The sequence below is a fragment of the Eggerthella sp. 1_3_56FAA genome, assembly GCF_000185625.1.
Lineage (GTDB): Bacteria > Actinomycetota > Coriobacteriia > Coriobacteriales > Eggerthellaceae > Eggerthella > Eggerthella lenta.
Window position 1 is genome coordinate 602,482 of sequence record NZ_GL622580.1, and the last position, 25,933, is coordinate 628,414.

Sequence of the window (25,933 nt, forward strand, 5' to 3'; positions counted from 1 at the left end):
GGTGTCGCGCCAGGCCGACGCCGCGTTCGTGCGCCCGCCCGGCGCGGAGTCGAACGCGCAGCTGGTGGCGGCGTGCGACCGCTGCGGGCGCTGCCTGCAGGCGTGCCCCTACGGCATCGTGACGCCGGTTCCGCTGGCCGAGAACCTGGTGGCCTACGGCACGCCGACGCTCGCCTTCGATCACGGGTGCTGCGACTTCTGCATGCAGTGCGTTGACGCGTGCCCCACCGGCGCGCTCGCCTACGGCGGCCCGCGCGAGCGCGACCTGGGCGTTGCCGTGGTGGTGAAGGACGCGTGCGTGGCCTGGGACTGGGCCGGCTGCACCGTGTGCAAGGACGAGTGCCCGGTGGAGGGCGCCATCACGCTGGACGACCACGACCGGCCGGTGGTGCATCCCGAGTACTGCGACGGCTGCGGCAAGTGCGAGCAAGTATGCCCCTCGGCCTCGCTGCGCGCCTACGATGCGAGCGTCGAGGACAAGGGCATCGTGGTGGTGTCGCGCTCGAGCGAGGCGGCACAGGCGACGGGCGCCGTGTCCAGCGAGGAGCTTGCGTCCAAGCGCACGGTGGCCGTGGCGCAGGCGAACGCGGCGAGCCCCCACACCAAGGGCGTCCATCCCGACGGCCCCGACGCGACGCGAGAGGCGGGAGCCTGACATGAAGACGCGCATCAAAACCATCCGCATCCTCGTGGCGACCGGCGTGCTGGCGCTGGCCGTCGTCGCGGCGCATCTCGGCGGCAACGCCGCCATCGGCACCCTGTGCGCGCTGTGTCCCGTGGGCTTCGCGCAGATCGTCGTCGCTTCGGGCACCGTGCCGTGGGGTCTCGTGCCCGGCGTGCTGGCCGTGCTGGTCATCGTGTTCCTGCTGGGCCGGGCGTTCTGCTCGTGGCTCTGCCCCTCGCAGCTTCTGAAGAACGTGTTCGGCGGCCATACCCCGCGCGGCGTTCTCGGCCGCAGCGGCGAAGCGGTGCCCGTCTCCCGCGGCGGGTCGGAGGCGAACGGCCCGTCCGAGCCTCCCGCATCGGTTGGAAAATCCTCCGGCTCCGGCTGCTCCACCTGCTCGTCCTGTGGTACTTCCAGCCTCAAGACCCAAGGACTCGTCCTGGTCGTTCTGCTGGTTGTGTCTTTCGCCGTGGGGTTCCCGGTGTTCTGCCTGCTGTGCCCCATCGGTCTCGTGTTCGGCACGCTGTGGGCCCTCAACCGCGTGTTCGTGCTGCTGCAGCCGGGCTGGGAGCTGATCGTCTTCCCGCTCATGCTGCTGGCGGAGTTGTTCCTGTTCAAGCGTTGGTGCTCGTCCATCTGCCCGCTCGGCTTCTTCTTCGGGCTCATGGGCAAGCTGCGCGCGAAGCTCGGCTTCGGCGCCCGCCCTCAGGCCGGCTGCGCCACCTGCATCTCGAAGGAGGGCTGCCGAACCTGCTCCACCGTGTGCCCCGAGGGCATCGACGTGGCGGATCCCGGCAAGGCGACGCTGGAGGCCTGCACCTTCTGCCTCGACTGCGTGGAGAACTGCCCCACGAAGTCCATCAAGGTCAAGGCGAGGGCGGGGAAGCCGATACCCGGCTCTTTCGACGAGCTTTCCGACGTTGAGGAGGTCGAACCGTCCGTCAGATAGCGCACGAGTCCGATCTCGTTTCCGTCTTGGCAAGTCGGGCTTCCGCTATCATGAGTGCGAGCCATGATAGCGGGGTCGAAGGGACGGCGTATGAAGTTCACCATAGTGGCGGTGGGAAAGCTGAAGGAAAAGTTCTGGACGGCTGCGTGCGCCGAGTACCTGAAGCGCATGCAGCCGTACGGTAAGACCGAGGTGCGCGAGATCGCCGACATCGATCCTGCGCGCGCGGGCGGCGTGGATGCAGCGCGCGACCGCGAGGGCGCCGCCATCTTGGCCGCGCTCGGGCCCTCGGAGCATGTGGTGCTGCTGGCCATCGACGGCAAGCAGCGTTCGAGCGAGAGCTTCTCGCAGCGCATCGACACGCTCAAGCTGAACGGCGCGAGCGATATCGCGTTCGTCATCGGCGGCTCCGACGGCGTGAGCGCCGCGGTGCGTCAGCGTGCCGACGAGACGCTGTCGTTCGGCCCTATCACGCTGCCGCACAACCTGGCTCGTGTGGTGCTGCTGGAACAGCTCTACCGCGCCCAGAAAATCTCACGCGGCGAGCCATACCATAAATGAGACAAAGGGACGGGTTAATGTCTCGTCGTCGCAAGAGCGCCCGTCCCCTTTGTCCCCCGAATGAGTCATCAACCCCATTCCTTTGCCTCATTTTGCCTCATGAGTGCGAGGAGCGCGGTGGCCAGCGCTGCCGTTGCCAGGGCGGCAAGCGCGAGCGCATTCGCGCGGTCGCCGGTAGGCGCGAGCTTGCTTGGGCTGTCGGGCTGGTCGTCGGCTGGTTGCGGGAGCGGTTGCGGTTGAATGCCGGGATCGGCGGGGTCATCGCCTGGGTTTGCAGGAGTTTTGTCAAGTTGCGTCGTTACCACGTATCGGGCGCGCTTGGATTCGTCGACCTCGCCGCCTTCGGTTGCGCCGCCGGATTCCGTTGCGACGGGCGACCCCTTCGGCCCGTTTGCCGCTGCAACGCTCATTCCCACGTCGAGCCAGCGTCCGTCGTCGAGCCATGTGCCCAAGCCGGTGGATGCTGTAGTAAGCACGGAGAGCGGTTGCAGGTTCACATCGCAGAACAAAACGTCGCTGCGGGAGATGGGCGGTTTCGTCATGTCGATGCGCCGCGACAGCGCCACGGTGCCGTGGCGAGCGACCCGAAGTTGCATGTATACGTCGGATCCGTCCACCTCGATAGGAGATCGCGCCCGTTCCGCTCCCGTGCTGTCGAACTCGATCAGCAGGTTCGTCAGCTTCGCGGGATCCAAGTAGTCCGAAGAAAGCAGCGCGTAGAAGCCTTCCTTCGCGCGCTCGACGGCCAGCAGCATGCGGCTGGCGCGCAGAGGCAGCGTGGCCGCGGCGCGCTCGGGCGTGCACAGCTCGCCATTGTCGGCGGCATGCTCGAGAAGGGTTGCGCCATCGCGCAGCGCCGCGACGATGGCGTCGGCGGGCAGGATGCGCGCTTCCTCCGTCAAAGCGCCTGCGTCGTCCATGAACCCGAAGGCGAACGCGTCGGCGTCGACGGGAACCACGGTTTCGGCCTGGGTCCATCCGTAGCGCGCTTCCACGGTTCCGTCTTCAAGCGGGGTGAGCGCGGCGATCGTTCGGCCGCCGCCTGGATAGAAAGACGCCGCTAATACGGTGGACCCGCTGCCTGCAAGCGAGAGGGAAGCGGCTTGGTCGAAGGGATAGGACGCGATAACGGTTCCGCGCTGGAGATCGATCCAGTATCCCGCGCTTTCGCCTCCCGCTGCAGGCATGAGCACGAACGCGGTCTCGTTCGATAGCGGCACGACGCGAAACGAAGGGCGGTAGTCCAAGACGGCAGGAACGGGAACGCCCTCGACCGTGCGCGAGGATACGCGTGCGACATCGGCGGGGTCGATGGCGTGCAGCTTGAGCTGGCCGTCGGCTATCTGGAAGAACCGTTTGCTTCCGTCGGGGCAGGCGAACACGTTGCTGAGCACCGTGGAATCTTCGGTGTACTCGGTGCCCAGGTAGCCGCCCGCGCAGTCGACGGGGGTGAGCAGCGGGCTTGCTTTCAGCTCGAGGCGCACTTCGGGAGAATATGCAGTCGTGCCGCCTGTTTGAGCCAAGACGAACATGCCGGCAGGGAACACGATCTCGCACGTTGACGAGGGCCCGATATCGCCGGCATCGAGAAAGTACGGAAGGCTGACCGTGGTGCCGTCCGTCTCGATGTTCAGCAGGGCGTGGGGCTGGCCGTCCACGATGAGCTGCGTTGCCGCGGGCAGCGGCGTGGCGAGGGCGGGCTTCGTGGACGCTTCGAACGACAGCGTCCCCGTGTTCGAGACGCTGTCGAACAGGGGCGTAAGCGTGAAATCGTCGGGCGGTTCCGGCTTGCCGGCGTTCGAGTACGAGATGTTCAGCGTGCCGCCATCCGCACGGCTTTCGGTGACGGCGATGGTCAGGCCGGTGAATCCGACGTTGGCGTTTTCGAAAAAGTTGGTTGAAGGGTAACCTCGGGGAGACACCTCGTCGCCTGCGTACAGCATGCAGCCGTATTCTCTCGAGCCGATTGCGGCTGGGACGAGGTCGGTGCTTTCCGCGTGCGGTTCGTTCATATCAGGGTCGACCAGCTCGATCAGCTGGTTGTGCACGGTTCCGTACGTGTTCGAATGAACGAAATACGGTCCGCCCGATCCTAGGTCGGCCTGAACTCTGAAGAGGCGAAATCCCGACGGAAGCTCGGCGGGTTGGCCATCTTGCTCGTAGCGAACGCTTTGGTTGCCGGCGAAGCGGTCGTACTGCAGCAGGTAGTAGGACGAGAACATGCTTGCGTCTTGGTTCGCCACCACGACGATACCGCCGGTTTCATCGATGTCGTTCGAAGCGAACGCTTCTAAAGCTGCTTCTACGGACGAGCTGCCGTCGGCGGTTGCGTCCACGTGTTGCACCACCTTGCCGTCGCGTTTGACGTCGATGCCCGTCTCGTTCGCGAAGATGCGGGTGATCTTGCTGTCGGGCAGCCAGCCCAGCATCCATTTCGAGAATCCATTGTGATCGCCCTGGTTCTGCATCATGATGTCAAAGGTGAGGATTCCCGTGCGGTCGGTGGAGCCTCCTTGCTGGCTGGCGTACTGGTAGTAGTCGGGCAGGCCCAGCACGTGACCCGTTTCGTGGATGATGGTCTGCGCGGCCCACGGCTGGTCGCACGGATTCGACAGCGCCACGGCGTTCCATAGGCGCACTGTGCCGTCAGCGTACACGGCGTCGGGGACGTCGAGCACCTGCTCGTTGCTCCACCAGACGCTGCCCCAGCCGGTGTCGCCGCCGGCGAAGTGCAGGTAGACGGCATCGATGCGCCCGTCGCCGTTCGCGTCGAATCGCGCGAGATCGATGCCGGATGCCTCGAGGTGGTCGAGCGCCTCCTTGTACAGTTGCCCGATGTTCGCCGTGTAGAAATCGCGCTCGTGCTGGGCCGCGTAGTCGAACGCTTCGCCGGTGACGGTAAGCGCGCCGTACGACGCGCGGAGGTAGTAGTCGTGCAGGTTCTCGTAGGGAAAGCCGCCGGCGCTCGGCAGCGCGGCCTCGCCGACGGCGCGCGGGCCTATGAGCGTCTGAAGCGCTTCCAGCGTATCTCCTTCCGCGAAGGGGCGGTCGGGGAACGACACGCGCAGCGCCACCACGTGTGCGTTGCCGATAGCGGCCATGCCGCCGTCGTCGCCGGGAACCGCGTTCGGGGCGATGCCGTTTTGTGCCTGCTCGCGCGCGAGGGCCTGTTGGACGAGGCCGGGGGAGGGCTCGTCGTTGCCGAGGCTTTCCTGGAAGGCTTCTCGTTCGTCCAGCGTGCCGTCTGCGGCATAGGCGGCGCGTTGCTCGACGGTGGCGATGCAGGGCGAGTGCGCCGCGTCCTGCGCATGAGCCGACGCGGGCGCGAGCGCACCTGCGAAGGCCGCTGCTAGAAGCGCGGTCAGCAAAAACGCGGCCCAGCGCGCGGCCTTTGAACGAGCGAAGCATTGCATGCGGTTCCCTTCGTCTTCCGGTGTGATGGAACCATACTACCCGCTGCCGCCCCGCTCGACACGTGCTTTTTGAGAATGAGGCAAAGGGGCGGGGTTAACGTCTCGTTTGGGGATATGGGGGACGGGCGCTCTCGCGACGACGAGACGCCAACCCCTCCCCTTTGCCTCATTCCGCCCGTCATCCGTGTTGGTGATCTGCGCGGTATAATGACCGAGTCGTTGGCGAATCGGGAAAGGAACTATATGCGCTTCGTCTCGTGGAACGTGAACGGCTTGCGCGCCGTGCTGAAAAAAGGCTTCGAAGACATCGTGTGCGAGCTGGACGCCGACATCGTTGCCTTGCAGGAAACGAAGCTGCAAGAGGGCCAGGCCACGCTCGACCTGCCGCAGTACCGCGAGTACTGGAGCTATGCCGAGAAGAAGGGTTACTCCGGCACGGCCATATTCTGCAAAGAGCAGCCGCTGCAGGCGCTGCACGGCCTGGGCTTCCCGCACCTGGATACCGAGGGGCGCATCGTGGCGCTGGAGTTCCCGAAATTCTGGTTCGTGGACGTGTACACGCCGAACGCGCAGAACGAGCTGGCGCGCATCGACCATCGCATGGAGTGGGACGACGCGTTCCGCGACTTCTGCAAGGGGCTCGAAGAAGGCGTGCTGCCCGCCGGCGTGCCGGTGGAGCGGCCGGCGTTGGGCGAGGGGCACGTGGCCATTTCCGAGCTGCCGCTGACGCAGCCGGGCGAGACGGCCGACCCGAAGCCCGTCGTCATGTGCGGCGACTTCAACGTGGCTCACCAGGAGATCGACCTCAAGAACCCGGGTCCGAACCGCGGCAAGGCCGGTTTCTCGGACGAGGAGCGCGGCAAGTTCACCGACTTGCTGGAGGTCGGGTTCGTCGACTCGTTCCGCCACCTGCATCCTGACGTGACGGGCGCGTACTCGTGGTGGAGCTACCGCTTCAAAGCGCGCCAGACGAACGCGGGGTGGCGCATCGACTACTTCCTGGTCAGCGACGAGTTGGCTCCGAAGATCCAAAGCGCCTGCATCTACGACGAAGTCTACGGCAGCGACCACTGCCCCGTGGGGATAGAGCTGGAGCTGTAGGATCGCTTGCAGCTCGAATGCTCCGTCTGGGGCGTTCGAGCTGCGGCCGGTGACGCCGAAAATGCTTCCGTATGGTAAAAGCGGGGGAGTTTGGTAATCCTATGAAAACCGTGGGATATCTCTCGGCTCTTCTTCACCTGGGGATATGCAGGATGCTGCGTTCGGTCCTTGGAAATTCGGGTCGGAAGGCAGGCGGGAGATTGCCAAACCGCCCCGTTTCTGCCGCCGAGCTTCGATTTCTCCGTCATCCTCCGCCCCGCCCCCGCTCCCCCCGCCCCCCGCTCCCCGTTTTCCACTTTCCAAGAAGCTGACTGTCCGAAGGATCCTTGTCTCTCGAGGCGGCGGGGAGCTTGCCGATCTTGACGTCGCGAATGACGGGGCGCGCGGCAAGCGGTTCTGCAACGGCGTTCGCGGACACCGCGTCATCTAGAGTCCCTGTGGCGTGTGCCTCAGCGGAAAGAGCGCTCATGGTATGATGCTTCTCGTTGTATGACGGCAGAAAGACGGTTATGGATAGAGCGAAAATCGAAGAGGGCGTGCGGCTGATCCTCGAAGGCGTGGGCGAGGATCCCGGCCGCGAGGGCCTGGTCAAAACTCCCGAGCGCGTGGCGAAGATGTACGAGGAGGTGTTCGCGGGCCTCACCGAGGATCCGGCGCAGCATTTCGAAACCACGTTCGACGAGCACCACGAGGAAATGGTTCTCGTGCGCGACATCCCCTTCTATTCCATGTGCGAGCATCATCTCGCGCCGTTTTTCGGCGTGGCGCATGTGGCGTACATTCCGGCATCCGATGGACGCATCTGCGGATTGTCGAAGCTCGCGCGCCTGGTGGATGCTTTCGCGAAACGACCGCAAGTGCAGGAACGTCTGACCTCGCAAATCGCCGACACGCTGATCGAACAGCTGCACCCGCAGGGCGTGATCGTGGTTTTGGAGGCCGAGCACATGTGCATGAGCATGCGCGGTGTGAAGAAGCCCGGCACGACCACCACCACCAGCGCCGTGCGCGGCGCCTTCGAGAAAAGCCAGGCGACGCGCGCCGAGGCACTGTCGCTCATCTTCGCGCGACGGAACTAGGGCGCCCCCCCGAAAGGGCCATCGCGAATGTTTCACGTGAAACATTCGTTCGCAATCAGGTAGCGCAGCAGGCAAGGAAAGGAACCAGCCAATGAAGTGTGTAGTCTCCGTTCTGGGCAAGGACCGCAGCGGCATCGTCGCGGAGGTTGCCACCGCGCTTGCCGAGTGCGGCGCGAACATCGACGACATCAGCCAGACCATCCTGGACGACATCTTCTCGATGACCATGCTGACCACGCTCAATCCCGAGGTGGCCGACTTCAACACGGTGCAGGAGAAGCTGGAAGCTGTGGGCGAATCCCTGGGTGTCCAAATCATCGTCCAGCGCGAAGACGTCTTCCAGATGATGTACAAGATCTAACGTCCTAAAAGGGGCAATTCCCATCTGGGGCGTTTTCGTGGGCATCGGCTAGGGCTCTATAGCGAAAGGCGGCCTTTGGATGTTAGGGATGGAGCGAGGCGGGCGGTTCTACCGGCTGTTCGACGCGCTTTTTGGTGCACGCGAACGCGATGTTCAACTTGACGGTCGAAGATGCTTCGACGCTACGGATGTCCTAAAAGGGAACAGATTCCTTTTAGGACATTTTCGTGAAGGTCAAGCGGTGAACAGATCGATTATCTCCTGCTTGGAGTGTACGCCCAGCTTCGCGTAGATGTTCTTGATATGTCCTCGCACGGTGTTGGGAGACAGGTACAGAGCCTCGCCGATATAGGTGGAGCTCCTGCCGCGAGCCAGCAGCAGGAGGATTTCCGATTCGCGGTCCGTCAGGCCATGCCGAACCGTCACTTCGGTGCCTTTGGCGTCGAATGCGTCTTCGCCTCGGACGGGCTCGCCGGACGCGGCCGGCCGTTGCTCGCGTTCCGAGCGCTTCCTGATGCGCAGCATGAATAGCAGGACGATGGAAAGCAGGTACAACGCGATGCAGAACACCAGCATCGTCTTGAACGACGGGTTGAGATCGAGCCCCGCGATAACCGTGCCGCCTACGATCCCCGACACCGATGCAAGCCTGATCAGCAGCACCGACGCACCCATGAACGCATACGGGTTCAAATCGCTTTCGTGCGCTTCGCGAATGATGAGGTACATCACGCTGGTGGAGATCAGGCTGTGGCCGGCGACGAACGCCGCGCCCACGAAGTAGCTGTACTGGAAGTTCGCGAACGGCCAAATGATCAGCACGCCGGTGAGCAGGGGGAAGAGCGCGCGATAGGCGCGGGAGGCGCTGAACGTCTTCGGAAAGCCGTACGCCATGACGAAGAACGCCATCGAGGCTGCGGCGATGCCCATCGCCGATGCCAAAGACGAGCCGTCGAAGTCGTAGTGCTGCACCACCATGAATCCGTTGATGATGCCCACGACGCATCCGAGCACCAGCAGCGACAGCAGGCCTTCCCCGATGGACACGAATCCCCGAAGGTACGGTCGCAGGGAGGTTCGATCCCTCTTCTGCTCCGCACCCGCCGCCGCCTCGTCGCCTCCCATCGTCTTGCCGCTGGCAAGCGCGTTGCCCGCTATGCCTTTCGCGCGTCGATAGAGCAGTGCGCTCGCCACTAGCGTCGCAACGACGCAGGGAAGCATGACCAGCGAAGGGCTGTTCTGCAAGGCCAAAGTGACCGCGGCGGCCAGCAGCATCGACGAGGCCAGCGTCTTCATGCTGATGGTGGGCTCCATTTCCGTCATGATTTCTACCCAAGCCAACGTGAGCATGACCGTGGCGGTTCCCTGCGCGAAAGCAAGCGCCATCAGCGAGACTACTGGATCGACGGACGAGAGAGCGCCGCTGTACGACAACACCGCGGTGGCCGCCAGCACCAACGAGGGCGCGATCACTGGCATGGATAGCCTGGGCAGCCGACCAAGCAGGGCCAGCGCGACGATGACCGCTTCCGTGAGGACGACGAAAGCCGCCGACGCGATGCTGAAGTCCAATCCCGCTATGAGGACGGTGGTCGTTTCCGACGTCAGCATGGCCGTGGAGTATAGGGACGACTGGGCGACTTTGAACGAGGCGAATCCAAGCGCGCAGCACGCGACGAACAGACGGCGCTTGTCGAAGCGCGAAACATCCATCGGCCGACCCCTCCCCTCGATACGTCGCCGAATCTGCGCTCATTGTCCGATAGTATCGTCTCTCTGCCAACCCCTGTTCGTGCAAAAAAGCCCTGTTGGAGGCAATTCAACCCAAAATGAGGGAGGGGTCGAGTCGCCGATTCGACCCAGAATGGGAGATGCGTCGCGCCTGTTCTCCGGCCTATGCTGAGCGGGTCGTCAAGTAGGGCGGGAAGAGCTCCGACGACAAGGATAGCAATCGAAACTGAACGGTCGCCAGGGGAGGGCATTGTGCCCGCAGGAGCGGCGGTTCGGCCCGAGCAACAGGAGGGATGTCATGAACGAAGGAATTTCACGGCGCAACTTCATCGGCGGTGCGGCGCTGGGCGGCGCAGCGCTCGCATTGGGCGCGCTTGCGGGCTGCGCTCCGCAAGGCGACAAGCCCACGGGTTCCGAGGGCACCTGGGATGCCGAGGTCGACCTGCTGGTGTGCGGCTGCGGCGGCGCCGGCATGGCGTGCGCGGTCGAAGCCAAGGACAATGGCGTGGAGAACGTGCTGATCATCGAAAAGGGTGACCAGATCGGCGGCACTACGGCCATGTCCCAGGGCATGATCGCCGGTTGGGATACCCAGCTGCAGAAGTCGCAGGGCGTCGAGCTCACCTACGACGCGATGTATGCGAACCTGATGAACAACGCGTCGTATCATCTTGACCCGGCGCTCACTAAGATCACGGTGGAGAACAGCGGCAAGACCATCGACTGGCTGATCGACCGCGTGGGCGTCAAGTTCACGGATCAGATCGACATCTACTACGGCCCCCTGCAAATGATGCATAACGTCGACGGCGCGGGCGGCGGTTTCGTCGCGGCTTTCACCGCCTGCCTGGACCAGCTGGGCGTGGAGATCCAGAAGGGCACGAAGCTGGTGGAGGTTCTGCTGGACGCCGAGGGCAAGACGGAAGGCGCGGTGGTCGAGGCGAAGGGAAAGACGCAGCGTATCAAGGCGCGCGCTATCATGATCGCCACCGGCGGCTACGCCTACAACGCCGAGCTGGCGGCGCGCTTCGATCCCGAGAAGGCGGGTACGTTCGGCATCGGGCACCCGAATTGCGAGGGCGAGGGCCTGGTGGCCGCTTCGAACGCAGGCGCGCTCCTGTCGCACACCAACGACATGATGTGCGTGGTGAAGGACTACACCATCATGAGCGAGCACAACGGCACCTCGGCCAGCGCTAACCTCAACGGTTTCACGAACCTTCCCAACATGATCTTGGTGGGCGCCGACGGCAAGCGCTTCGTCGACGAGGGCAAAAAAGGCTTCATGAGCCAGAACCTGAACGGCCCCATTTTCGACAAGATCCATCGCGACGGCATGGGCTACGTATGGGAGATCTCCGACGAGGCCACGGTGGCAGCAGCCGGCGGCAAAGTGAAGCGCGGCGAAGGACTCGAATACATCAAGGGTGCCGATGCGACTGAGCTCGCGGCCAACATGGGCGTGGATGCCGCAGCGCTTGCCGAGACCATCGAGGCCTACAACGCTGCGGTGGACTCGGGCGTGGACCGCGAGATCGGCGGCTTCCCCACGGCCAAGCTGGAGGCTCCTTTCCTGGCCGTGCCCGTCGTGCCGTGCGAGATCATCACGTACGGCGGCGTGGCTCGCACCGAGCAGGGCGAGGTCATCCGTGCTGATGGCGAAGTGATGCCGGGCCTGTTCGTGGGCGGCGAGGCTAGCTGCAACTCCGCCTACATGGGATTCACGCTTTCCAACTGCTTCACGTGGGGTCGCATCGGCGCCCAGAGCGCGGCGGCGTACCTGAAAGCCTAGACCCTTTCCTCCTTCATCCCCTCCCTGATGCGGGTGCGGCGCAAGCGCGTTGCACCCGCATTTTTTTCGCGTGCGCAGCGTTGCCTCGCTTTCGGCCGAAACCTGCCAGAAACGGCAAGCCTTTTCGCACGGGCGCCGTCGAACGCACGCAGCAAAGCGCGTCGACCCGATCCAGCGGGACCCGGTCGACGCGCTTCGGGAGGAGGGGTGCGTACGGGTTAGTTGAGCTTGCCAGAACCTAGATCCTTGCCCAAAACGTAGGGCAGCGTAATGCAGGTGGCTCCGTAGTTCATGCCTTCCATCGCGAACGTGTAGGTGCCGGAGTAGAAGTTGCCGATCATGCATCCGGCGTTGAACAGGCCTTCGATCGGCTGGTCGTTCTCGTCGAGCACCCGAAGATCGCTGTCGGTGCGCAGGCCGCCCAGAGAAGTCAGGAAGCCGGGAGAGAAGGATGCGCCGTAGAAGGGACCGTCGTCTGCCCCAATGGAGATGAGCTTGTCGGCGGTCTTGTAGAAATCAGTGTCCACGCCTGCTTCGCACATCTTGTTGTAGCGCTCGACGGTGTCGATAGTCGCCGCCGGCAAGCCGAGCTTCGAGATGACCTCTTCGCGCGTGTCTGCCTTGACGATGCCGAAGCCGTCGGCATCCGTATCCCAGCGTTCGATAACCTCTTCCGTCGTGAAGTATTCGCCGTGAGGGTAGTTGATGGCGCCCCAGGGCCCACCTGCTTCGGCGCGATTAGCGCCCCAGATGCAATAGGCGGTCTTCTCGGACAAATGCATGATGGTCGCGCAGGCGAGGCCTCCCAACGCGTCCTCGTTCATGAAGCGCTGTCCCATGTTGTCCACCATGAGGCCGGTGTGGCTCGTGTAAGGTTGGTCGCCGGGAAGGTTGGGGCGGCCGAGCATGATGTTGTTGGGCTCCTTTTGCCAGGCGCCGCCCACCCAAAGCTCCATTTTGTGGCCGTCTCCGGGCATGAGCCCGCCCATCCAAATGCCCTGATCGTAGTTGATGTCGGTTGTGAAATCGCACAGCTCGACGGCCTGGGGGCAATAGCGCTCCATCATATCCTTGTCATGGGAGAAGTCGCCGGTTGCCATGATGACGGCTTTGGTGCCGACGTATTTGGTGTAGGCGCCGTCGGCATCGGACGCGATGATCGCGTCCACGCGACCTTCCTTGCCGTTGGCAACGCCGCCGCGAACCAGCTGCTCGCCTTTGACGTTCCAGCGCACGTCTACTCCCAGGTCTTTGGTCACGTACCTCCCCATCTCCGCAGCGATATGCCCTTCGCCGTTTCCGATGGAGCCTTTCAGCTCGCTGTCGTCAACGTAGAACGCGTGAGCTGCGGGCGGGGTGAACATCGGGTCGCCTTCTTTGTATTCCGGACCCGACTCGATGGTGGTCTTGATGCCGGCCTTGGCCGCGATGTCGATGATCCAGTTGATGGCCTCCTCGGAGTTGTTGTAGAACTTGTACCACAGAGCCGGTTTGAAGTTGCCGCCGTTGGCGAGGTACTCCTTGCGGTAGAACCACGTGGGATCCATGCGGGGGATGCCCATCTCTTCCATGACCTTCGAATACACGCCGTTGTTGGATCCGCCGCGGCTCACAGGAGCCTTCGACGCGCTGATGAGCGTCACCTTCAATCCGTTTTCAGCGCATGATGCAGCTGCGACCAGACCGCTCATGCCGCCTCCCACCACCACGACATCGGTTTCAACCGTTTCGGTGACGAGGTCGTCGCCGATAGGATCGGGCGCGATCTCGAAGCTCCACCGCTGTTCGGCGTTGTTCGCGCCCGTCGTTTGGGCGGAGTCGGACTTGCTTTCGGATGTTCCTGCTGCGGGCGAGCATGCGGCCAGCGCGCCTCCCGCAATGAGGCCTGCAGCGCTCAATGCCGCCCCTTTGACGAAGCTGCGACGGTTCAGATTTCCCTCCATGATGAACTCCCTTTCCTAGCTTATCTCACCAAGGCGCTGCTTGCCTTGCGGGCGCTGTTTGCGCCTTGGACTGATCGCAGCCTAATCGATCAGGGAAAACAAGGCCTCACCCAGCCTAGGTGGTTTTTCGTCCAGAAGGTCGGACGTCGCGAGCGTCCGCTAAGGAGGTCGAGGGGTGCGGTACAATGGGCGCGCGGACAGCTGGCGCGGAAGTTCGAGCGCATGCTGTTCGCGCGCGGAGGGGAGGTGCGGATCCATGAGATTCATTCTGAAAAACATGAAGCGAGAGCAGGTGCTGGCCGCGCTCGCCTACGGGTTCTTCCTGGCGTGCACCTCGGTGACGCTGTGGGGAGGGTATGTGCGGTTTCTGACCGGGCAGGTGGATCCGGGCTCTTTCATGCTCGAGTATTTCGTGCGAAGCGCGACCCTGCCTCTCTCGCTTGCGGTTTCCGGCTTGGCCGCCTTCTATTGGCCGAAGGCTCGGCTGTGGCGTTCTCCGATACTGGCGCTGGGGTTTTTTCTTGCGGGTTCGCTGCTGGTTGCCTTGCAGCATGGCGGCGTGGTTTCGTCCGAGTGGTCGCTTGTCGTGGTGGGCGCGTGCTTCGGATGGGGAAGCGGGATCATGTTCGGCGCCTTGCAGGAAATCGTGGCTGCGCAAAAGGTGTTCACGGCCGGTATCGTCGTGTTTGCCGCCGCTGGGATTTCGGCGTTGCTGTTTTTCGCTGTTGAGGTTTTGCCCGCCGATGCAGTACCGTGGATGTCGCTGTTCGTGTTCGTCGGCGCGGCGGTGGCGCTAACCTGTGCTGCATGGAAATGCGCTCCGAAGGTGCATCCCATGTTCGACACGGTTCCCGATCAGCGGCGCGATCGGTGCCGCGAAGCGGTTTCCGAGTTGTGGCGCCCTTTGCTCTGCGTCGCTTTCTCCGCGTTCATTGTGGGTATCGTGCGCGTCGGTTCGGCTTCGGGTGGCGGGTCGATAGGGCAAACGAATGAAAGCAACATGATCGGGCTGCTTGCCGCTTCGGTCGCGCTGCTGGCAACTTGGAGGTTCTTGTACGAGCGCGTTACGCTCATGCGTTTGTATCAGATTCTGTTTCCGCTTACGGCGACGGCGTTTCTGCTGTTGCCGCTTCTTGAGGGAACGTTTCGCCAGGTGGTGTACTCCCTCGTGTTCCTGGTGTTTTCGGTCACGTCTTCGCTCATGGTAGTGTCGTGCGCTCGGACGGCGCGCAACCAATCGCTCACTCCCGTGCTCGTGTACGGCACCTTCGCCAGCATCGTGTATGCAAGCTCGCTGGCGGGTTCCGTCGTGGGCTTGTTCGTGGGCGCGGGTCGAGGCGTTGGGCTGGCGGAGCTGTCCGTGGTGGCATTGGTGGCGGTGTACGCGCTGTCGGTAGCGATGGTGGCGCCGCATGGGAGGAAGGCGGGTAGCGTGAAAGCCGCTTCGGGAGAGAAGCTGGCTCCTGTAGTCGGAGCTGTAGGCGATTCCGTGACTGCAGGCTGCGCGGTTGCTGTCGAGCGTTACGGTCTGTCGCGTCGCGAGGCCGAGGTTCTCGACCTCCTTGCCCGTGGCCGCGATGTGCCGTATGTGGCCGAAGAGCTGGTCATATCGAAGAACACCGTGCGGACCCACACGAAGAGCATTTTCGCAAAAACAGGGGTTCATTCGCGCCAGGAGCTTATCGACTTGGTGGAGTCCATCGAAGCGTGAGCACGTTCCTGCCGAACGCGAACTTTGCATCGCGAAAGGTCCTGCGCGCCCCATTAGCCATATGTCCCGCAGCGCAGAGGAATGCTTCACGTGAAACATTCTTGCATTGGATTTCCCCTGTCGAAAATACTAGTTTTTAATATAGTATTTTATGCAAATTGCAAATCGTATAAAATACTATACAAGAATATAGTATTAACGATAGCACGGAGGCGACGATGTTCAACTTGACGGTCGAAGATGCTTCCAAGCGCCTTGGCGTGGGGCGCGCACGCGTCAACCAGCTCATCCGCAGCGGCATGCTGGCTGCCGAGAAAGTGGGCGGGATATGGCTCATCGACGAGCAGAGCGTGGAAGCGCGTCGCAACGCCGCTCCGAAGGCGGGGCGTCCTCCTGCAAGTTCCAGCAAAGGGGATGTGGGGCGCTACGTGCTGATGAATCGCACGCACGAGGTGCTTTCGTTTCGCTACGATGAGGCGGCCGGTGCGTTCGTCGACGCAGGGGACATCGTCGATCCTGCGCGAGCCCCGCTGGGCATGATCTCCCCCCGAGGTCGAAAAGTCTCGAAAGACGCGCTGTCGTTCTGGTGGAAGCATCGCTGCATCCCCGGAACTAGAGAAGGCATCGACGCGAAGCTGGCCGAGCTGGGCGTCGATTCACCTGCGAGGATTCCCTTCAAGAGCCTTGGGCTGTCTTTGTCGGATCAGTATTGGATTCGTCCCGAAAACTGTGAAATCGCCTGGGAGGACGTGAACTATTTCGACAACGATTTCTGCGAGATGCGAAGCGGCAGAGGCTGGCTCGACGGGGTGGGGCTCGACTCCCCGGACAACACCTCGGAAGGCGAACTCCCGAAAAAATGGGTATGCGACGGTGCGAAGCGCTTGCTGGTGAAGGGCGGATCGGTTCTCAACCAGGAGCCGTTCAACGAGGCGGCAGCGAGCGCTCTATACTCACGGCTGCTTGCCCCGGACGAGTATGTGAAATATCGCTTGGAGAGCCGGGCGGGCGGTGCCGTCTGCATCTGCGAAAATTTCGTCGGCTCCACCGAAGAGTACATCCCGTCCTACTATGTTCGCCAGACTATGCGTCAGCCGAACCATCGCAACGATTACCAACACTACCTGGAATGCTGCTCGGCGCTTGATGCGGAGCACGTCGAGATCGCGTTGTCCAAGATGATCGTGTGCGACGACATCTTGGGAAACTCCGATCGGCATTGGCGAAACTTCGGGCTTGTGCGAGACGTGGAAACGCTGCGCTACCGTATCGCGCCGCTGTTCGATACGGGCGGCAGCCTCTGGTGCTCGTCGACGCTCGAAAGCCTGCGAGCGCACGATTTCTCGTTCACGACCAAGCCGTTCTACGAAGACGCCAACCGTCAGCTTCGGTTGGTGAACGACTACTCGTGGTTCGATCCGGCTGCGCTCGAAGGGTTTGCAGACGAGCTTTCGGCCATCCTTTCGGACAATCCCGCGTTGGCCGAGCGCGTGGACTATATCTGCTGCGCCGTCCAAAAACGCATCGATCGCATTGTAAGGATGCTGTAGTCGGCGGGGCCGTGAGGGGCGTTTCACGTGAAGCATTTGTACGATGGCCTCTTTCCGGCGCATCTTCGCTCCAAAAACACGCCTCAGCGCCGGGAGCGTGTTTTCCGAGCGAAGATGCTCCTCCGAACTGTCAAATTGTGCCTTTAATGAGAATTAATATCAATTAGTATTCCATTTCGAAACGGATTGCCGTATCGTAGCCCCCATCAAACAGAACGCCGCCAATGCGGCTAAAGGGAAAGGCTCGATACCATGGCCGACCGAATCGACACCACAAGGCTCACGAACGAGGTGGGCAACCCCGTCGCCGACAACAACCATACGCTGACCGCGGGCGAGCGCGGCCCCATGATGCTCCAGGACAACTGGATGATCGAGAAGCTGGCGCACTTCGACCGCGAGGTCATCCCCGAGCGACGCATGCACGCGAAGGGTTCGGGCGCGTACGGCACCTTCAAGGTGACCGGCGATATCAGCAAGTACACGAAGGCGAAGGTGTTTCAGCCGGGCGCCGAGACCGAGGTGTTCGTCCGCTTCTCCACCGTGGCGGGCGAGCGCGGCGCGGCTGACGCCGAGCGAGACATCCGCGGCTTCGCCATGAAGTTCTACACGCCCGACGGCAACTGGGACCTCGTGGGCAACAACACGCCCGTCTTCTTCCTGCGCGATCCCAAGAAGTTCATCGACCTCAACCACGTGGTGAAGCGCGATCCGCACACCAACATGCACTCGGCGCAGAGCAACTGGGACTTCTGGTCCAGCTTGCCCGAGGCGCTGCACCAGGTGACCATCGTCATGTCCGACCGCGGCATCCCGGCCAGTTACCGGCACATGCACGGCTTCGGCAGCCACACGTTCAGCCTGATCAACGAGGACAACGAGCGCGTGTGGGTGAAGTTCCACCTCAAGACCAACCAGGGCATCAAGAACCTCACCGACGCCGAGGCCGGCCAGATCATCGCGGGCGACCGCGAGAGCCACCAGCGCGACCTGTTCAACGCCATCGAGCGCGGCGAGTTCCCCAGCTGGCGCTTCTGCGTCCAGATCATGGACGAGGCCACGGCGAAGAACTACAAGGAGAACCCGTTCGACATCACGAAGACGTGGAGCCAGAAGGAGTTCCCGCTGATCGAGGTGGGCACGCTGGAGCTGAACCGCAACCCCGAGAACTACTTCGCCGAGGTGGAGCAGGCCGCGTTCGCGCCGACGCACCTCGTGCCGGGCATCGGGCTGTCGCCCGACAAGCTGCTGCAGGGCCGCCTGTTCGCGTACGGCGACGCGCAGCGCTACCGCCTGGGCGTGAACCACAACCACATCCCGGTGAACCGGCCGCGCTGCCCCTACGCCGAGTTCCATCGCGACGGCATGATGCGCACCGACGGCAACTTCGGCGGTACCATCGGCTACGAGCCGAACAGCTACGGGCAGTGGCAGCAACAGGCCGACGCGGCCGAGCCGCCGCTGGACCTGTTCGGACCGATGGACGCGTGGGATCCCGCCGACGACCCCACCGACGACACGTTCTACCAGCCGGGCGACCTGTATCGTCTGATGGGCGAGGATCAGCGCGCTGCCCTCATCGACAACACGGCGCGCAACATGGACGGCGTGACCGAGAACATCCGCCTGCGCCATGCGGCGCACTGCTACAAGGCCGATCCCGAGTACGGCGATCGTTTGGCCGCAGCGCTGGTCGTGGACGTTGAGCGCGTGCACGAACTGGCCGCGATGACTCACGAAGAGCGCATGGCCGCCACCGGCCAGCAGGTTCCCGCCCGCAAGATCGGCGGCGAGGTGCGCGCCTAGCGCTACGCGCCTGAAAGGCGCCCGCCATGTTTCGGGCGCCACCTAACCAAGCTATTCCGTTGACGGTCGCTTCTGCTCCTCCCTCTTGCAGAAGCGACCCGTTTTGTTTTCCGGCTTATTGGAGAAGTTATTAGGCGCAAAAGCTCAAAAATAGCTTTAAGTAAACATTAATGATTTGATAAAAGCTATTAATTGCTTTTATATGCTATTCTTCAAGGAAAAACAAAGCGAATCAAAACGGAGGCGTCCAATGGATATCCCTTCAAAAGAAAGCCTCACGGTTGAATTCAAAAGCGACACAACGGGAAACGCCTCGAAACACGGGGTTGATGAAAGTTTGCTTGTTGAAGCAGTGGTTGCGATGTTCAATTCCGAAGGAGGGGTCCTGTATCTCGGAGTCGAAGATGACGGAACTCCTACCGGACTGAACCGAAAGCATGCCGACCCAGTCGGTCTGGCGGCTTTGCTTGCCAACAAAACGATGCCTCCCATCAGGGTCGAGTCTGAGCTCAATACGATGTCTGGCGTCGAAGTCCTCAGGATCGTCGTTCCGAAGGGCACTGTCGTGGGCGCTACCTCGGATGGGCGTATTTTGAAAAGGGTCGTGAGGGTTGATGGTTCTCCCGAGAACATTCCAATGTACCCTTTTGAAATAGCAACGCGACTTGGCAACCTTGGCAAGCTCGATTTTTCAAACGAAGCAGTTTCAGATGCAAGCGTGGAGGATTTCGATCCTGTAGAAGTAAGCCGTCTTCGCCGGCTCATCGGAAGCCTGCCCGATTCCGACAGAACGCTGTTGGATTTGGACGATGCAGAACTGTTCAAGGCTCTTGGCCTCGTTCGATCCTTCGGAGACCGCATGTATCCCACCGTTGCAGGCCTTCTTATGGTGGGCAAGGAGGACGCCCTTTCTCGTCATGTGCCGACGGCAAAAAGCAGCTTTCAAGTTTTGGAGGACACCGAAGTGAGGTTGAACGTCGAGACGGCGCTTCCTCTCCTCGCCGTTTTCGAGAAATTCGAACAGTACTTCTCTGCGCAGAATGCTTCACGGGAGGTCGACCGAGGTCTTTTCCGCTTGTCTATCTCTGATTACGATGCACGTGCATTTCGCGAGGCTCTGGTGAACGCCTTTGCCCACCGCGATTATACTATTCTGCGGCCGACCCGCGTGCTTATGGACTCCGAGGGGATGACCATTTCGAATCCTGGAGGTTTTGTCGAAGGCATCACGTACGAGAACCTTCTTACGGTGCCCCCTCATGGACGAAATCCCCTGCTGGCCGAAGCGCTAAAGCGCGTTGGGCTCGCGGAAAAAACGGGCCGCGGTGTGGATCGTATATACGAAGGTTCCCTGCGGTTTGGCCGGCCGCTTCCCGATTATTCTGCTTCTACCGTGAATGACGTCGTCCTCTTCACGCCTCGTGCTCCTTTCGATGCGGCGTTCACAACGATGATATTTGACGAGGAGCGTCAATCGGGGCGTCCGTTCACGGTGTTTGCCTTGATGGTGCTCTCGGTCATTCGCGATGAGCGCAAGGTGAATTTCGGGGCTTTGCGAGAAGCGACCCATATCGATCAGGGGCGATTGCACCGAGTGCTTGGAGAGCTTGTGGAGCGAGGGTTGATCGAGTCGCACGGTACAGGGCGAGCTACCACCTATCTTCTCTCGGCGCGCGTTTACAGAGAAACGGGTCATGCGCTCGGGTACGTGAGGCAAAAAGGAATCGATGATGTTCGCCATCCGGAACTGGTCATGGAGTTGGCTCGCGTTCAGGGCTCTCTGATGCGCTCCGATGTGGCGGAGTTACTTCGCGTCTCGCCCTCGAAAGCTGGATCGATCATCAAAGAAATGACTGCGTCGGGAAAGCTGCGACTTGAGGGGCATGGGCGAGGAGCGCGCTATTACCCTGCCGACCCTGATGGGGAACGTCGAGAATCTGCAATCTAAACGAATGGAAGCCATCCTGCATCAGCTGCGTCACAAACGCCGTTCCTTGCATTGCGCTCCACGCACTCGGTATACGCTCGTCCTTTCAAGCGAAAGGAGCGTCTCATGCGCGAGATATCCGGTTTGGCAAAATTCGGCTACTTCTGCGTCGGCCTCTTCGGCGGCCTGTTCGGCGTGTTGGCCGCATGGTTCATGGGCAAGGATGGTTGGGGTTGGAGCGAGGGCGGCAAGCTGTTTGCCTGGTTCGGCTGCCTGTTCTGGCTCATCGTGTGGGTTGTCATGGTCGTGACGGGAGGCATCGCGGCGTTTCTGGGCATGCTGTTTTAACGCGTTCCCGACAATTCGGTCGCTTCGATCGTGTTACCCTTTGACGGATCAAATAGCCGAACGGAGGGAACGCCATGGATGGACGGGCGAAGCGGGGCGAAAGCCTTGCAGGAAAGACGATCGCGTTGGCTGCAGTGCTGGTGACGCTGCTGGCAGCCGGCACATTGTTGAGCGCATGCGCGCAACAACGTGCGACGAGCCAGTTCGCCGTGGCGCAGCCTGCTATTCCTCAGAAGGCGTCTGAGAACAATCCCGAAGCATGGCTGGACGCGCTCGAGCAGAACCCGATCGATCAATCCTTCGTAGACTCGCTTGCAGCGTTCGCCTACCGCAGCACCGCTTCGGTGTTGGGCGACGGCGCGGACGGTGCCAAGGCGAACCGCATGTATTCTCCGCTCAGTTTGTACTACGCCCTGGCGCTTGCGAACGAAGGCGCTGCTGGTCAGACACGCGACGAGATCGCCTCGGTGTTGGGTGCGCCCAGCACCGTCGACGTGCCCCAGCAGTGCGGCAACCTGTTCCGCGTGCTGGCAACCGATCCTTTCTCCACGGTCGATCTGGCGAATTCCATATGGATGGCGAAGGACGCCTCCTTCGAGCAATCGTTCATCGACACGGCGATCGGCCAGTTCTACGCCACGCCGTTTTCGGTGGAGTTCGGCACTGACGCTGCCGACCAGGCCATGGCCGCATGGATTTCCGAGAATACGGGCGGCACCATCGACCCCCAGGTGAAAACCGAGAGCGACCTTCTGCTGTCCATCATCAACGCGGTGTACTTCAAAGGCGGTTGGATGGATACGTTCGATGCGGCGAACACCGCGCCCGCCGTGTTTCACGCCGCATCGGGCGACGTCGAAACCCAGTTCATGACGCAGCGTATCGACTCGCTGCAAGGCTTTCGCCAGACCGACGACTTCCTGCGCGCACGTCTGGCGTTCACGGGCGGCACGATGATGACGTTCGTGCTGCCGGCCGAAGGCGTGTCGGTGGACGACCTGCTTGCCGATGAGCAGCGCTTGGCCCAGGCTTTTGCCGTTGACGCGAACGAGGACGAGTACGGCTTCATAACCTACGTGGTGCCCAAGGTCGCCTTCGATACCGAACTTGATCTGATTCCGGCTCTCGAGCGCTTGGGTATGAAGACGCCGTTTAGCGACAAGGCGGATTTCTCGAACCTTACGGCCACCCCGGCCTTCATCTCGATGGTGAAGCAGGAAAGCCATATCTCCTGGGATGAGGAGGGCGCCGAAGCCAGTGCGTACACGGATATGGGAATCAGCGCCACATCGGCGATGATCCCCGAAGGCGAGGAAGTGGAGCTGCGCCTCGACCGCCCGTTCCTGTTCCAGATCACGTCGTCGCAGGGCATCCCGCTGTTCATGGGCGTATGCGGCAACCCAGCTGCGTAGCCTGACAGGTTGCCGTGCAGTCGTCCATCGGCTGCACGGCGCCTGGCAGAGCGCCCGTCCCGTCCCGTCCCGTCCCGTCCCGTCCCGTCCCGTCCCGTCCCGTCCCGTCCCGTCCCGTCCCGTCCCGTCCCGTCCCGTCCCGTCCCGGTGGGATCCTTCGATGCCGATGTTTCACGTGAAACACTCGTTCGGTTTACTATTCGAAACATGCTTTGCCCGCAACGCCGCCTCAGCGGCGCACTGCGTGCGGCGCTTCTTGCGAGCCGGCTCGTGTGCAGTGACCCGTTAAGCGCCCTTGCGGAAGCGGCGGGGGAAAGCGCGTTCTTTGCTTGATAGCTGCTTTCGGTAGTCTGTCGGTGGAGACGGCCTCGCTGATTCTTCAAGCGCGGTCGAAAGAAGAACCCCGATCGTCCCAGCAAGGGGACGAACCGGGCCCAAAATAGAATCCGAACCGCCAAAGCGGGTTCGAGAGCCGTGGGGAGTAAGCAGTTCCCTGCGGCTCGCCTGCTATTGTAGACAAAACGCCGTTGCCCGCAAGGCGCTCCCGGCTTTCGCGCACCCGGGCCGATGCCGTTGCGTCTCGTCTGCGTCAGCCGTCGGGCGTGTCGCAGCTGCCGTACTGCCGCTGCGGGACGACGTTGCCCCGCTCGTGCTTGAGCCGCGATGCAAAACGAGCTCCTGAAACGCAAGGTTTCAGGAGCTCGTTCATCTGCGAAGTGGTGCCCGAGGCGGGATTTGAACCCGCACGTCTAGGACAACGGTTTTTGAGACCGCCGCGTCTGCCATTCCGCCACTCGGGCGCAGGATGACAGTATACCGGAAGTCCACGAAAGCTTCGAGCAAAAATATCGTCGAGTCTTACCGGTTGAGCGAATCGTGGCGGCGGCGAAGCTTTGTCTGCGCGATCATCGCCGCAACGGCGGCGGCTATCGCCAGCGCGAGGGCAGCGGGTGCCGCCGCGCTGTCGCCGGTGGAGGCGAGCGCCTTGCCGGGCAGCGGTTCGACCTGCGTGTCGCCGGAGGGCTCTTCGCCGCCAGGGCTGCCGGACGGGGGCACGTTCCCGTCGTCGCCGGGAATGGCTGCCTTTTGCTCGAACACGGCGAACGGCGACAGCTCATCGACGGTCATGCTCGCGAGACCTCCTTCCACCGCAGCCTTCGTCGCTTCGAGCGAGCCGTCGGCTTTCCGGTGGACCATCCAGACGCTCTTCCCCTCGTAGCGCTTGTCGACCGAGAACGACACGGAGAGCTTGCCCTCGTGCGCGGCCTTCTCGCTGGTCGCCGCGTCCACCACCGACGCGTCCGCGCTGACGATGAGCGCGCCCAGCTGGTCGGACGCCTTTGCCATTTCGGCCTTCTGCTCATCGGTCAGGGCCGAGAGCGCCAAGGAGAGCTCGGCGCCTGCGGGGAACGATCCCGACACTTCCACGCGCGATCCGGCGATCTCACCGACGTGCGAGCTCTCCTCGTAGCCGCCGCCCGGCTCGTCCGGCTCGGGCAGGTCCACCGTCACGCTCATGACGTCGCCCACGGTGTCGCCCACCGAAAGGACGATACCGGAGTCCACGCGCTCGTCGGGTGTGTCGCAGCCGTTGTACTGCAGCAGCGGGACGACGTTGCCCTCCATGCCGAACGTCTCGCAGGCGCTGGTGTTGAAGAACGGGCGAGTGTAAAGCGCCTGGCCGTCCCGGTACTCCGTATTCTCCGGATAGACGGGCATGACGCCCGGACGGTGGTCGACCGTGTTCACGGTGTTGCTCAAAAGGGGATCGTCGGTCATGCTGCGCGCGTCCGCGATTCCCCGGTCGATATGCCAGATGACGATGCCGCCCGTTTCGTTGTAGTATTGCGGCTTTTCTTTATTGTGGTCGACCCGGTACCCGGATGTCAGCCCTAGGTCGAAGCTCTCGTACTGGCGGTTCTCCACCAGGTAGTATTCGCCCTCGGTGCTGGTGGGGACGCGCAGGCATTGGTAGCCCTTGCCGCTCCAGAACGTGGACGCGTCGTGCGTGCCGTCGGCGGCTACCTCGACGGGCTCTATGTAGCCGAGCCGTTCCAAACAGTAGGGGTCGAGGCTGACGGGGACGAAGACGGTATCGCCGCTATCGGTGATGTATCTGCCCCATGATCCGCCTGCCATCAAGCTGAGTTCGCTCACGTCGTAGGCCAACCAGGGGAATTGATCGACGGTCGCTTCGGGGTCGTTTGCCGTGTAGTTGATGTCGTACAGGTCGGGCAGTCCCAGATAGTGTCCCAGTTCGTGCGCGACGGTGCTCGTGGGCATGGGCTGGGCGGGGATCATGTCGTTCATAAGGGTTTCCCCTATGGAGATGTAGTCGTTGACCTCGATTTTGCTGCCCGTTTCGGGGTTGACGATTTCTTCGGGTTCGAAGTTGTCTCTGTCCATGCTGGACAGCTCCCATCGGCAGGCCCAGGTTGACGGTGTGCCTCCGGCCCCTGAGGCTTCGTAGCCCGCCACGATGAACAGCAGCCCCGCCTCGGTCGGTTCGAGCACGCCGTTGCGGTTCGTATCGTAGGTCGCGAAGTCGATGTACTGGGAGGCTTCGTTGAGCGCGTCGACGTACGCGTCGCGCTGGTCCTTGGCCGCGTCGCTCAGGTATTCGACTGATTCCCAGTTGCCGTGGTCGCGCTTGAGCGTCACGTGGATCACGCCGTCGCCCGCCTTGTCGTGCAGGTTGGTGTTGCCGCCCGTGCCGTACGCGCTGGTCTCCTCGGTCGCCGGCGTCCAGGAGAACTTGCCGTTCGACATGGTTGCGTAGTAGCTGGTGATGCTGTTCTCGCCGCTGTAGAGCAGCTTGTTCCAATCGTAGCCGTCGCGGTAGCGCTGATCGGCGGCGTTCCAGCTCGCGACGACGTTGCCGTCGTCGTCCTTCTGCACGACCTCGGCGCCGGGGTCCTCCGGGTTCTCGAACCCGATGACGATGGTGATCAGCGGAAGCGACGTCTCGGTCTGCGCCGCCGACCGCGCGCCGAGGGCGTTGGCACCGGACGCGGCCTGGGCGGCCTCGATGTCGGAGAGCGTCACCGCCTCGCCGACGCCCCGGTCTCGGGGAACGTAGGCGCCTCCGCCCAGCGCGGAGTAGGCCATCTTGCCGGTATCGTTTGCCAGCACCGAGGGCGTCAGAGCGTTCGCCGGTGCGGCCTCGTCGGCGCGCGGCCCGAGCGCGAGGCCGAAGCCCTCGCTCGTCACGTAGTACCACGTCTGGTCGGCGGGGCTCTTCTGCACGAGGCGCCCCTCGGCCGTCCGAACGTAGTGGAAGAACTCGTCGCCGCGCTGCCCGGCCTGGAAGGTGGCGCCGTCGGGCTGGACGTAGCCCTGCTCGATCTCCAAGGCCGGACCGGCGTAGGCCGCGCTGGGCGCGAGGCACAGCGCGAGGGCCAGCATGAGGAAGGCGAGAAGCGGGGCGCGCTTTGCGCGGCGGGCCGTCTCGCGGGTCTTGTGCTGCATAGTTCCCTCTCTTCAATGGGGATTTCTACGTTTCGCATTAATAATGTCAGAATACCATAGCGTATTTCCATTCGACGGCCGCGCCCGCGAAGGGGCTTGGCGCTCGTTGCGCGTTTT

The 25,933-nt window shown here is 62.5% G+C and carries 17 protein-coding genes and 1 tRNA gene; 13 read left to right on the forward strand and 5 right to left on the reverse strand.

The window, feature by feature from the left end; all coding sequences use genetic code 11:
* From HMPREF1023_RS07960 to rlmH, 3 genes are all read left to right on the forward strand, one after another.
* Nucleotides 1-655: 4Fe-4S dicluster domain-containing protein (locus HMPREF1023_RS07960; RefSeq protein ID WP_083802133.1), on the forward strand; the 655-nt coding region annotated here is incomplete at its 5' end.
* A 1-nt stretch (nt 656) separates the two neighbouring features.
* Complete coding sequence (locus tag HMPREF1023_RS07965) at nt 657-1,613, forward strand: 4Fe-4S binding protein (RefSeq protein ID WP_009305700.1); 957 nt, start codon at nt 657-659, stop codon at nt 1,611-1,613.
* A 90-nt stretch (nt 1,614-1,703) separates the two neighbouring features.
* A complete protein-coding gene (rlmH, locus tag HMPREF1023_RS07970; protein WP_009305701.1) occupies nt 1,704-2,174 on the forward strand; it encodes a 23S rRNA (pseudouridine(1915)-N(3))-methyltransferase RlmH in 471 nt (156 codons plus the stop codon).
* A 68-nt stretch (nt 2,175-2,242) separates the two neighbouring features.
* Here the strand turns inward: rlmH and HMPREF1023_RS07975 are convergent, their stop codons facing one another.
* Complete coding sequence (locus tag HMPREF1023_RS07975) at nt 2,243-5,587, reverse strand: peptidase M6 (RefSeq protein ID WP_009305702.1); 3,345 nt, start codon at nt 5,585-5,587, stop codon at nt 2,243-2,245.
* A 243-nt stretch (nt 5,588-5,830) separates the two neighbouring features.
* Here HMPREF1023_RS07975 and HMPREF1023_RS07980 point away from each other — a divergent pair, with 243 nt between their 5' ends.
* The 3 genes from HMPREF1023_RS07980 (at nt 5,831) to HMPREF1023_RS07995 (ending at nt 8,128) form a co-directional block, all read left to right on the forward strand.
* Nucleotides 5,831-6,688, forward strand: coding sequence for an exodeoxyribonuclease III (locus tag HMPREF1023_RS07980; protein WP_009305703.1), 858 nt, complete (start codon nt 5,831-5,833; stop codon nt 6,686-6,688).
* Nucleotides 6,689-7,197: 509 nt separating this feature from the next.
* Nucleotides 7,198-7,767, forward strand: coding sequence for a GTP cyclohydrolase I FolE (gene folE / locus HMPREF1023_RS07990; RefSeq protein ID WP_009305704.1), 570 nt, complete (start codon nt 7,198-7,200; stop codon nt 7,765-7,767).
* 91 nt (nt 7,768-7,858) lie between these two features.
* Complete coding sequence (locus tag HMPREF1023_RS07995) at nt 7,859-8,128, forward strand: ACT domain-containing protein (RefSeq protein ID WP_009305705.1); 270 nt, start codon at nt 7,859-7,861, stop codon at nt 8,126-8,128.
* A 234-nt stretch (nt 8,129-8,362) separates the two neighbouring features.
* Here the strand turns inward: HMPREF1023_RS07995 and HMPREF1023_RS08000 are convergent, their stop codons facing one another.
* On the reverse strand, nt 8,363-9,841 hold the full coding sequence (locus HMPREF1023_RS08000; protein ID WP_009305706.1) for a helix-turn-helix transcriptional regulator: 1,479 nt from the start codon (nt 9,839-9,841) through the stop codon (nt 8,363-8,365).
* A 316-nt stretch (nt 9,842-10,157) separates the two neighbouring features.
* Here HMPREF1023_RS08000 and HMPREF1023_RS08005 point away from each other — a divergent pair, with 316 nt between their 5' ends.
* Nucleotides 10,158-11,651 carry an FAD-dependent oxidoreductase gene (locus tag HMPREF1023_RS08005; RefSeq protein WP_009305707.1) on the forward strand — a complete coding sequence of 498 codons (1,494 nt, stop codon included), beginning with the start codon at nt 10,158-10,160 and terminating at the stop codon, nt 11,649-11,651.
* A gap of 218 nt (nt 11,652-11,869) precedes the next feature.
* Here HMPREF1023_RS08005 and HMPREF1023_RS08010 read toward each other — a convergent pair whose 3' ends face one another.
* The gene (locus HMPREF1023_RS08010) at nt 11,870-13,594 is read right to left on the reverse strand and encodes an FAD-binding protein (protein ID WP_009305708.1); all 1,725 of its coding nucleotides are present in this window, start codon (nt 13,592-13,594) and stop codon (nt 11,870-11,872) included.
* 256 nt (nt 13,595-13,850) lie between these two features.
* Between HMPREF1023_RS08010 and HMPREF1023_RS08015 the strand changes: the two genes are divergently transcribed.
* The 6 genes from HMPREF1023_RS08015 to HMPREF1023_RS08040 all read left to right on the forward strand — a co-directional run bounded on the left by HMPREF1023_RS08015 (nt 13,851) and on the right by HMPREF1023_RS08040 (nt 22,348).
* On the forward strand, nt 13,851-15,305 hold the full coding sequence (locus HMPREF1023_RS08015; protein WP_035578721.1) for a helix-turn-helix transcriptional regulator: 1,455 nt from the start codon (nt 13,851-13,853) through the stop codon (nt 15,303-15,305).
* A gap of 218 nt (nt 15,306-15,523) precedes the next feature.
* Nucleotides 15,524-16,855, forward strand: a complete 1,332-nt coding sequence (locus HMPREF1023_RS08020; RefSeq protein ID WP_009305710.1) for a DNA-binding protein — start codon at nt 15,524-15,526, stop codon at nt 16,853-16,855.
* Between the two features lie 252 nt (nt 16,856-17,107).
* Nucleotides 17,108-18,661 carry a catalase gene (locus HMPREF1023_RS08025; RefSeq protein ID WP_009305711.1) on the forward strand — a complete coding sequence of 518 codons (1,554 nt, stop codon included), beginning with the start codon at nt 17,108-17,110 and terminating at the stop codon, nt 18,659-18,661.
* Between the two features lie 250 nt (nt 18,662-18,911).
* Nucleotides 18,912-20,609 carry an RNA-binding domain-containing protein gene (locus tag HMPREF1023_RS08030; RefSeq protein ID WP_009305712.1) on the forward strand — a complete coding sequence of 566 codons (1,698 nt, stop codon included), beginning with the start codon at nt 18,912-18,914 and terminating at the stop codon, nt 20,607-20,609.
* A 105-nt stretch (nt 20,610-20,714) separates the two neighbouring features.
* Entirely contained in the window at nt 20,715-20,936 is a 222-nt protein-coding gene (locus tag HMPREF1023_RS08035; RefSeq protein ID WP_009305713.1) for a hypothetical protein, read from the forward strand.
* Nucleotides 20,937-21,010: 74 nt separating this feature from the next.
* Complete coding sequence (locus HMPREF1023_RS08040; RefSeq protein ID WP_009305714.1) at nt 21,011-22,348, forward strand: serpin family protein; 1,338 nt, start codon at nt 21,011-21,013, stop codon at nt 22,346-22,348.
* Between the two features lie 717 nt (nt 22,349-23,065).
* Here the strand turns inward: HMPREF1023_RS08040 and HMPREF1023_RS08045 are convergent.
* Nucleotides 23,066-23,148 (reverse strand) — tRNA-Leu (locus HMPREF1023_RS08045).
* Between the two features lie 58 nt (nt 23,149-23,206).
* Nucleotides 23,207-25,816 (reverse strand): immune inhibitor A domain-containing protein, encoded by a 2,610-nt coding sequence (locus HMPREF1023_RS08050; protein WP_009305715.1) that lies wholly within the window; start codon nt 25,814-25,816, stop codon nt 23,207-23,209.
* Between the last annotated feature and the right edge of the window lie 117 nt (nt 25,817-25,933).

Bases quoted from the DNA above. Each gene is read 5' to 3' on its own strand.
- HMPREF1023_RS08000 (WP_009305706.1), bottom strand. From the start codon at position 9,841: ATGGATGTTTCGCGCTTCGACAAGCGCCGTCTGTTCGTCGCGTGCTGC.
- HMPREF1023_RS07975 (WP_009305702.1), bottom strand. From the start codon at position 5,587: ATGCAATGCTTCGCTCGTTCAAAGGCCGCGCGCTGGGCCGCGTTTTTG.
- HMPREF1023_RS08015 (WP_035578721.1), top strand. From the start codon at position 13,851: ATGAGATTCATTCTGAAAAACATGAAGCGAGAGCAGGTGCTGGCCGCG.
- HMPREF1023_RS07965 (WP_009305700.1), top strand. From the start codon at position 657: ATGAAGACGCGCATCAAAACCATCCGCATCCTCGTGGCGACCGGCGTG.
- HMPREF1023_RS07995 (WP_009305705.1), top strand. From the start codon at position 7,859: ATGAAGTGTGTAGTCTCCGTTCTGGGCAAGGACCGCAGCGGCATCGTC.
- HMPREF1023_RS08025 (WP_009305711.1), top strand. From the start codon at position 17,108: ATGGCCGACCGAATCGACACCACAAGGCTCACGAACGAGGTGGGCAAC.
- HMPREF1023_RS08005 (WP_009305707.1), top strand. From the start codon at position 10,158: ATGAACGAAGGAATTTCACGGCGCAACTTCATCGGCGGTGCGGCGCTG.
- folE (WP_009305704.1), top strand. From the start codon at position 7,198: ATGGATAGAGCGAAAATCGAAGAGGGCGTGCGGCTGATCCTCGAAGGC.
- HMPREF1023_RS08040 (WP_009305714.1), top strand. From the start codon at position 21,011: ATGGATGGACGGGCGAAGCGGGGCGAAAGCCTTGCAGGAAAGACGATC.
- HMPREF1023_RS08035 (WP_009305713.1), top strand. From the start codon at position 20,715: ATGCGCGAGATATCCGGTTTGGCAAAATTCGGCTACTTCTGCGTCGGC.
- HMPREF1023_RS08050 (WP_009305715.1), bottom strand. From the start codon at position 25,816: ATGCAGCACAAGACCCGCGAGACGGCCCGCCGCGCAAAGCGCGCCCCG.
- HMPREF1023_RS07980 (WP_009305703.1), top strand. From the start codon at position 5,831: ATGCGCTTCGTCTCGTGGAACGTGAACGGCTTGCGCGCCGTGCTGAAA.
- HMPREF1023_RS08010 (WP_009305708.1), bottom strand. From the start codon at position 13,594: ATGGAGGGAAATCTGAACCGTCGCAGCTTCGTCAAAGGGGCGGCATTG.
- rlmH (WP_009305701.1), top strand. From the start codon at position 1,704: ATGAAGTTCACCATAGTGGCGGTGGGAAAGCTGAAGGAAAAGTTCTGG.
- HMPREF1023_RS08020 (WP_009305710.1), top strand. From the start codon at position 15,524: ATGTTCAACTTGACGGTCGAAGATGCTTCCAAGCGCCTTGGCGTGGGG.
- HMPREF1023_RS08030 (WP_009305712.1), top strand. From the start codon at position 18,912: ATGGATATCCCTTCAAAAGAAAGCCTCACGGTTGAATTCAAAAGCGAC.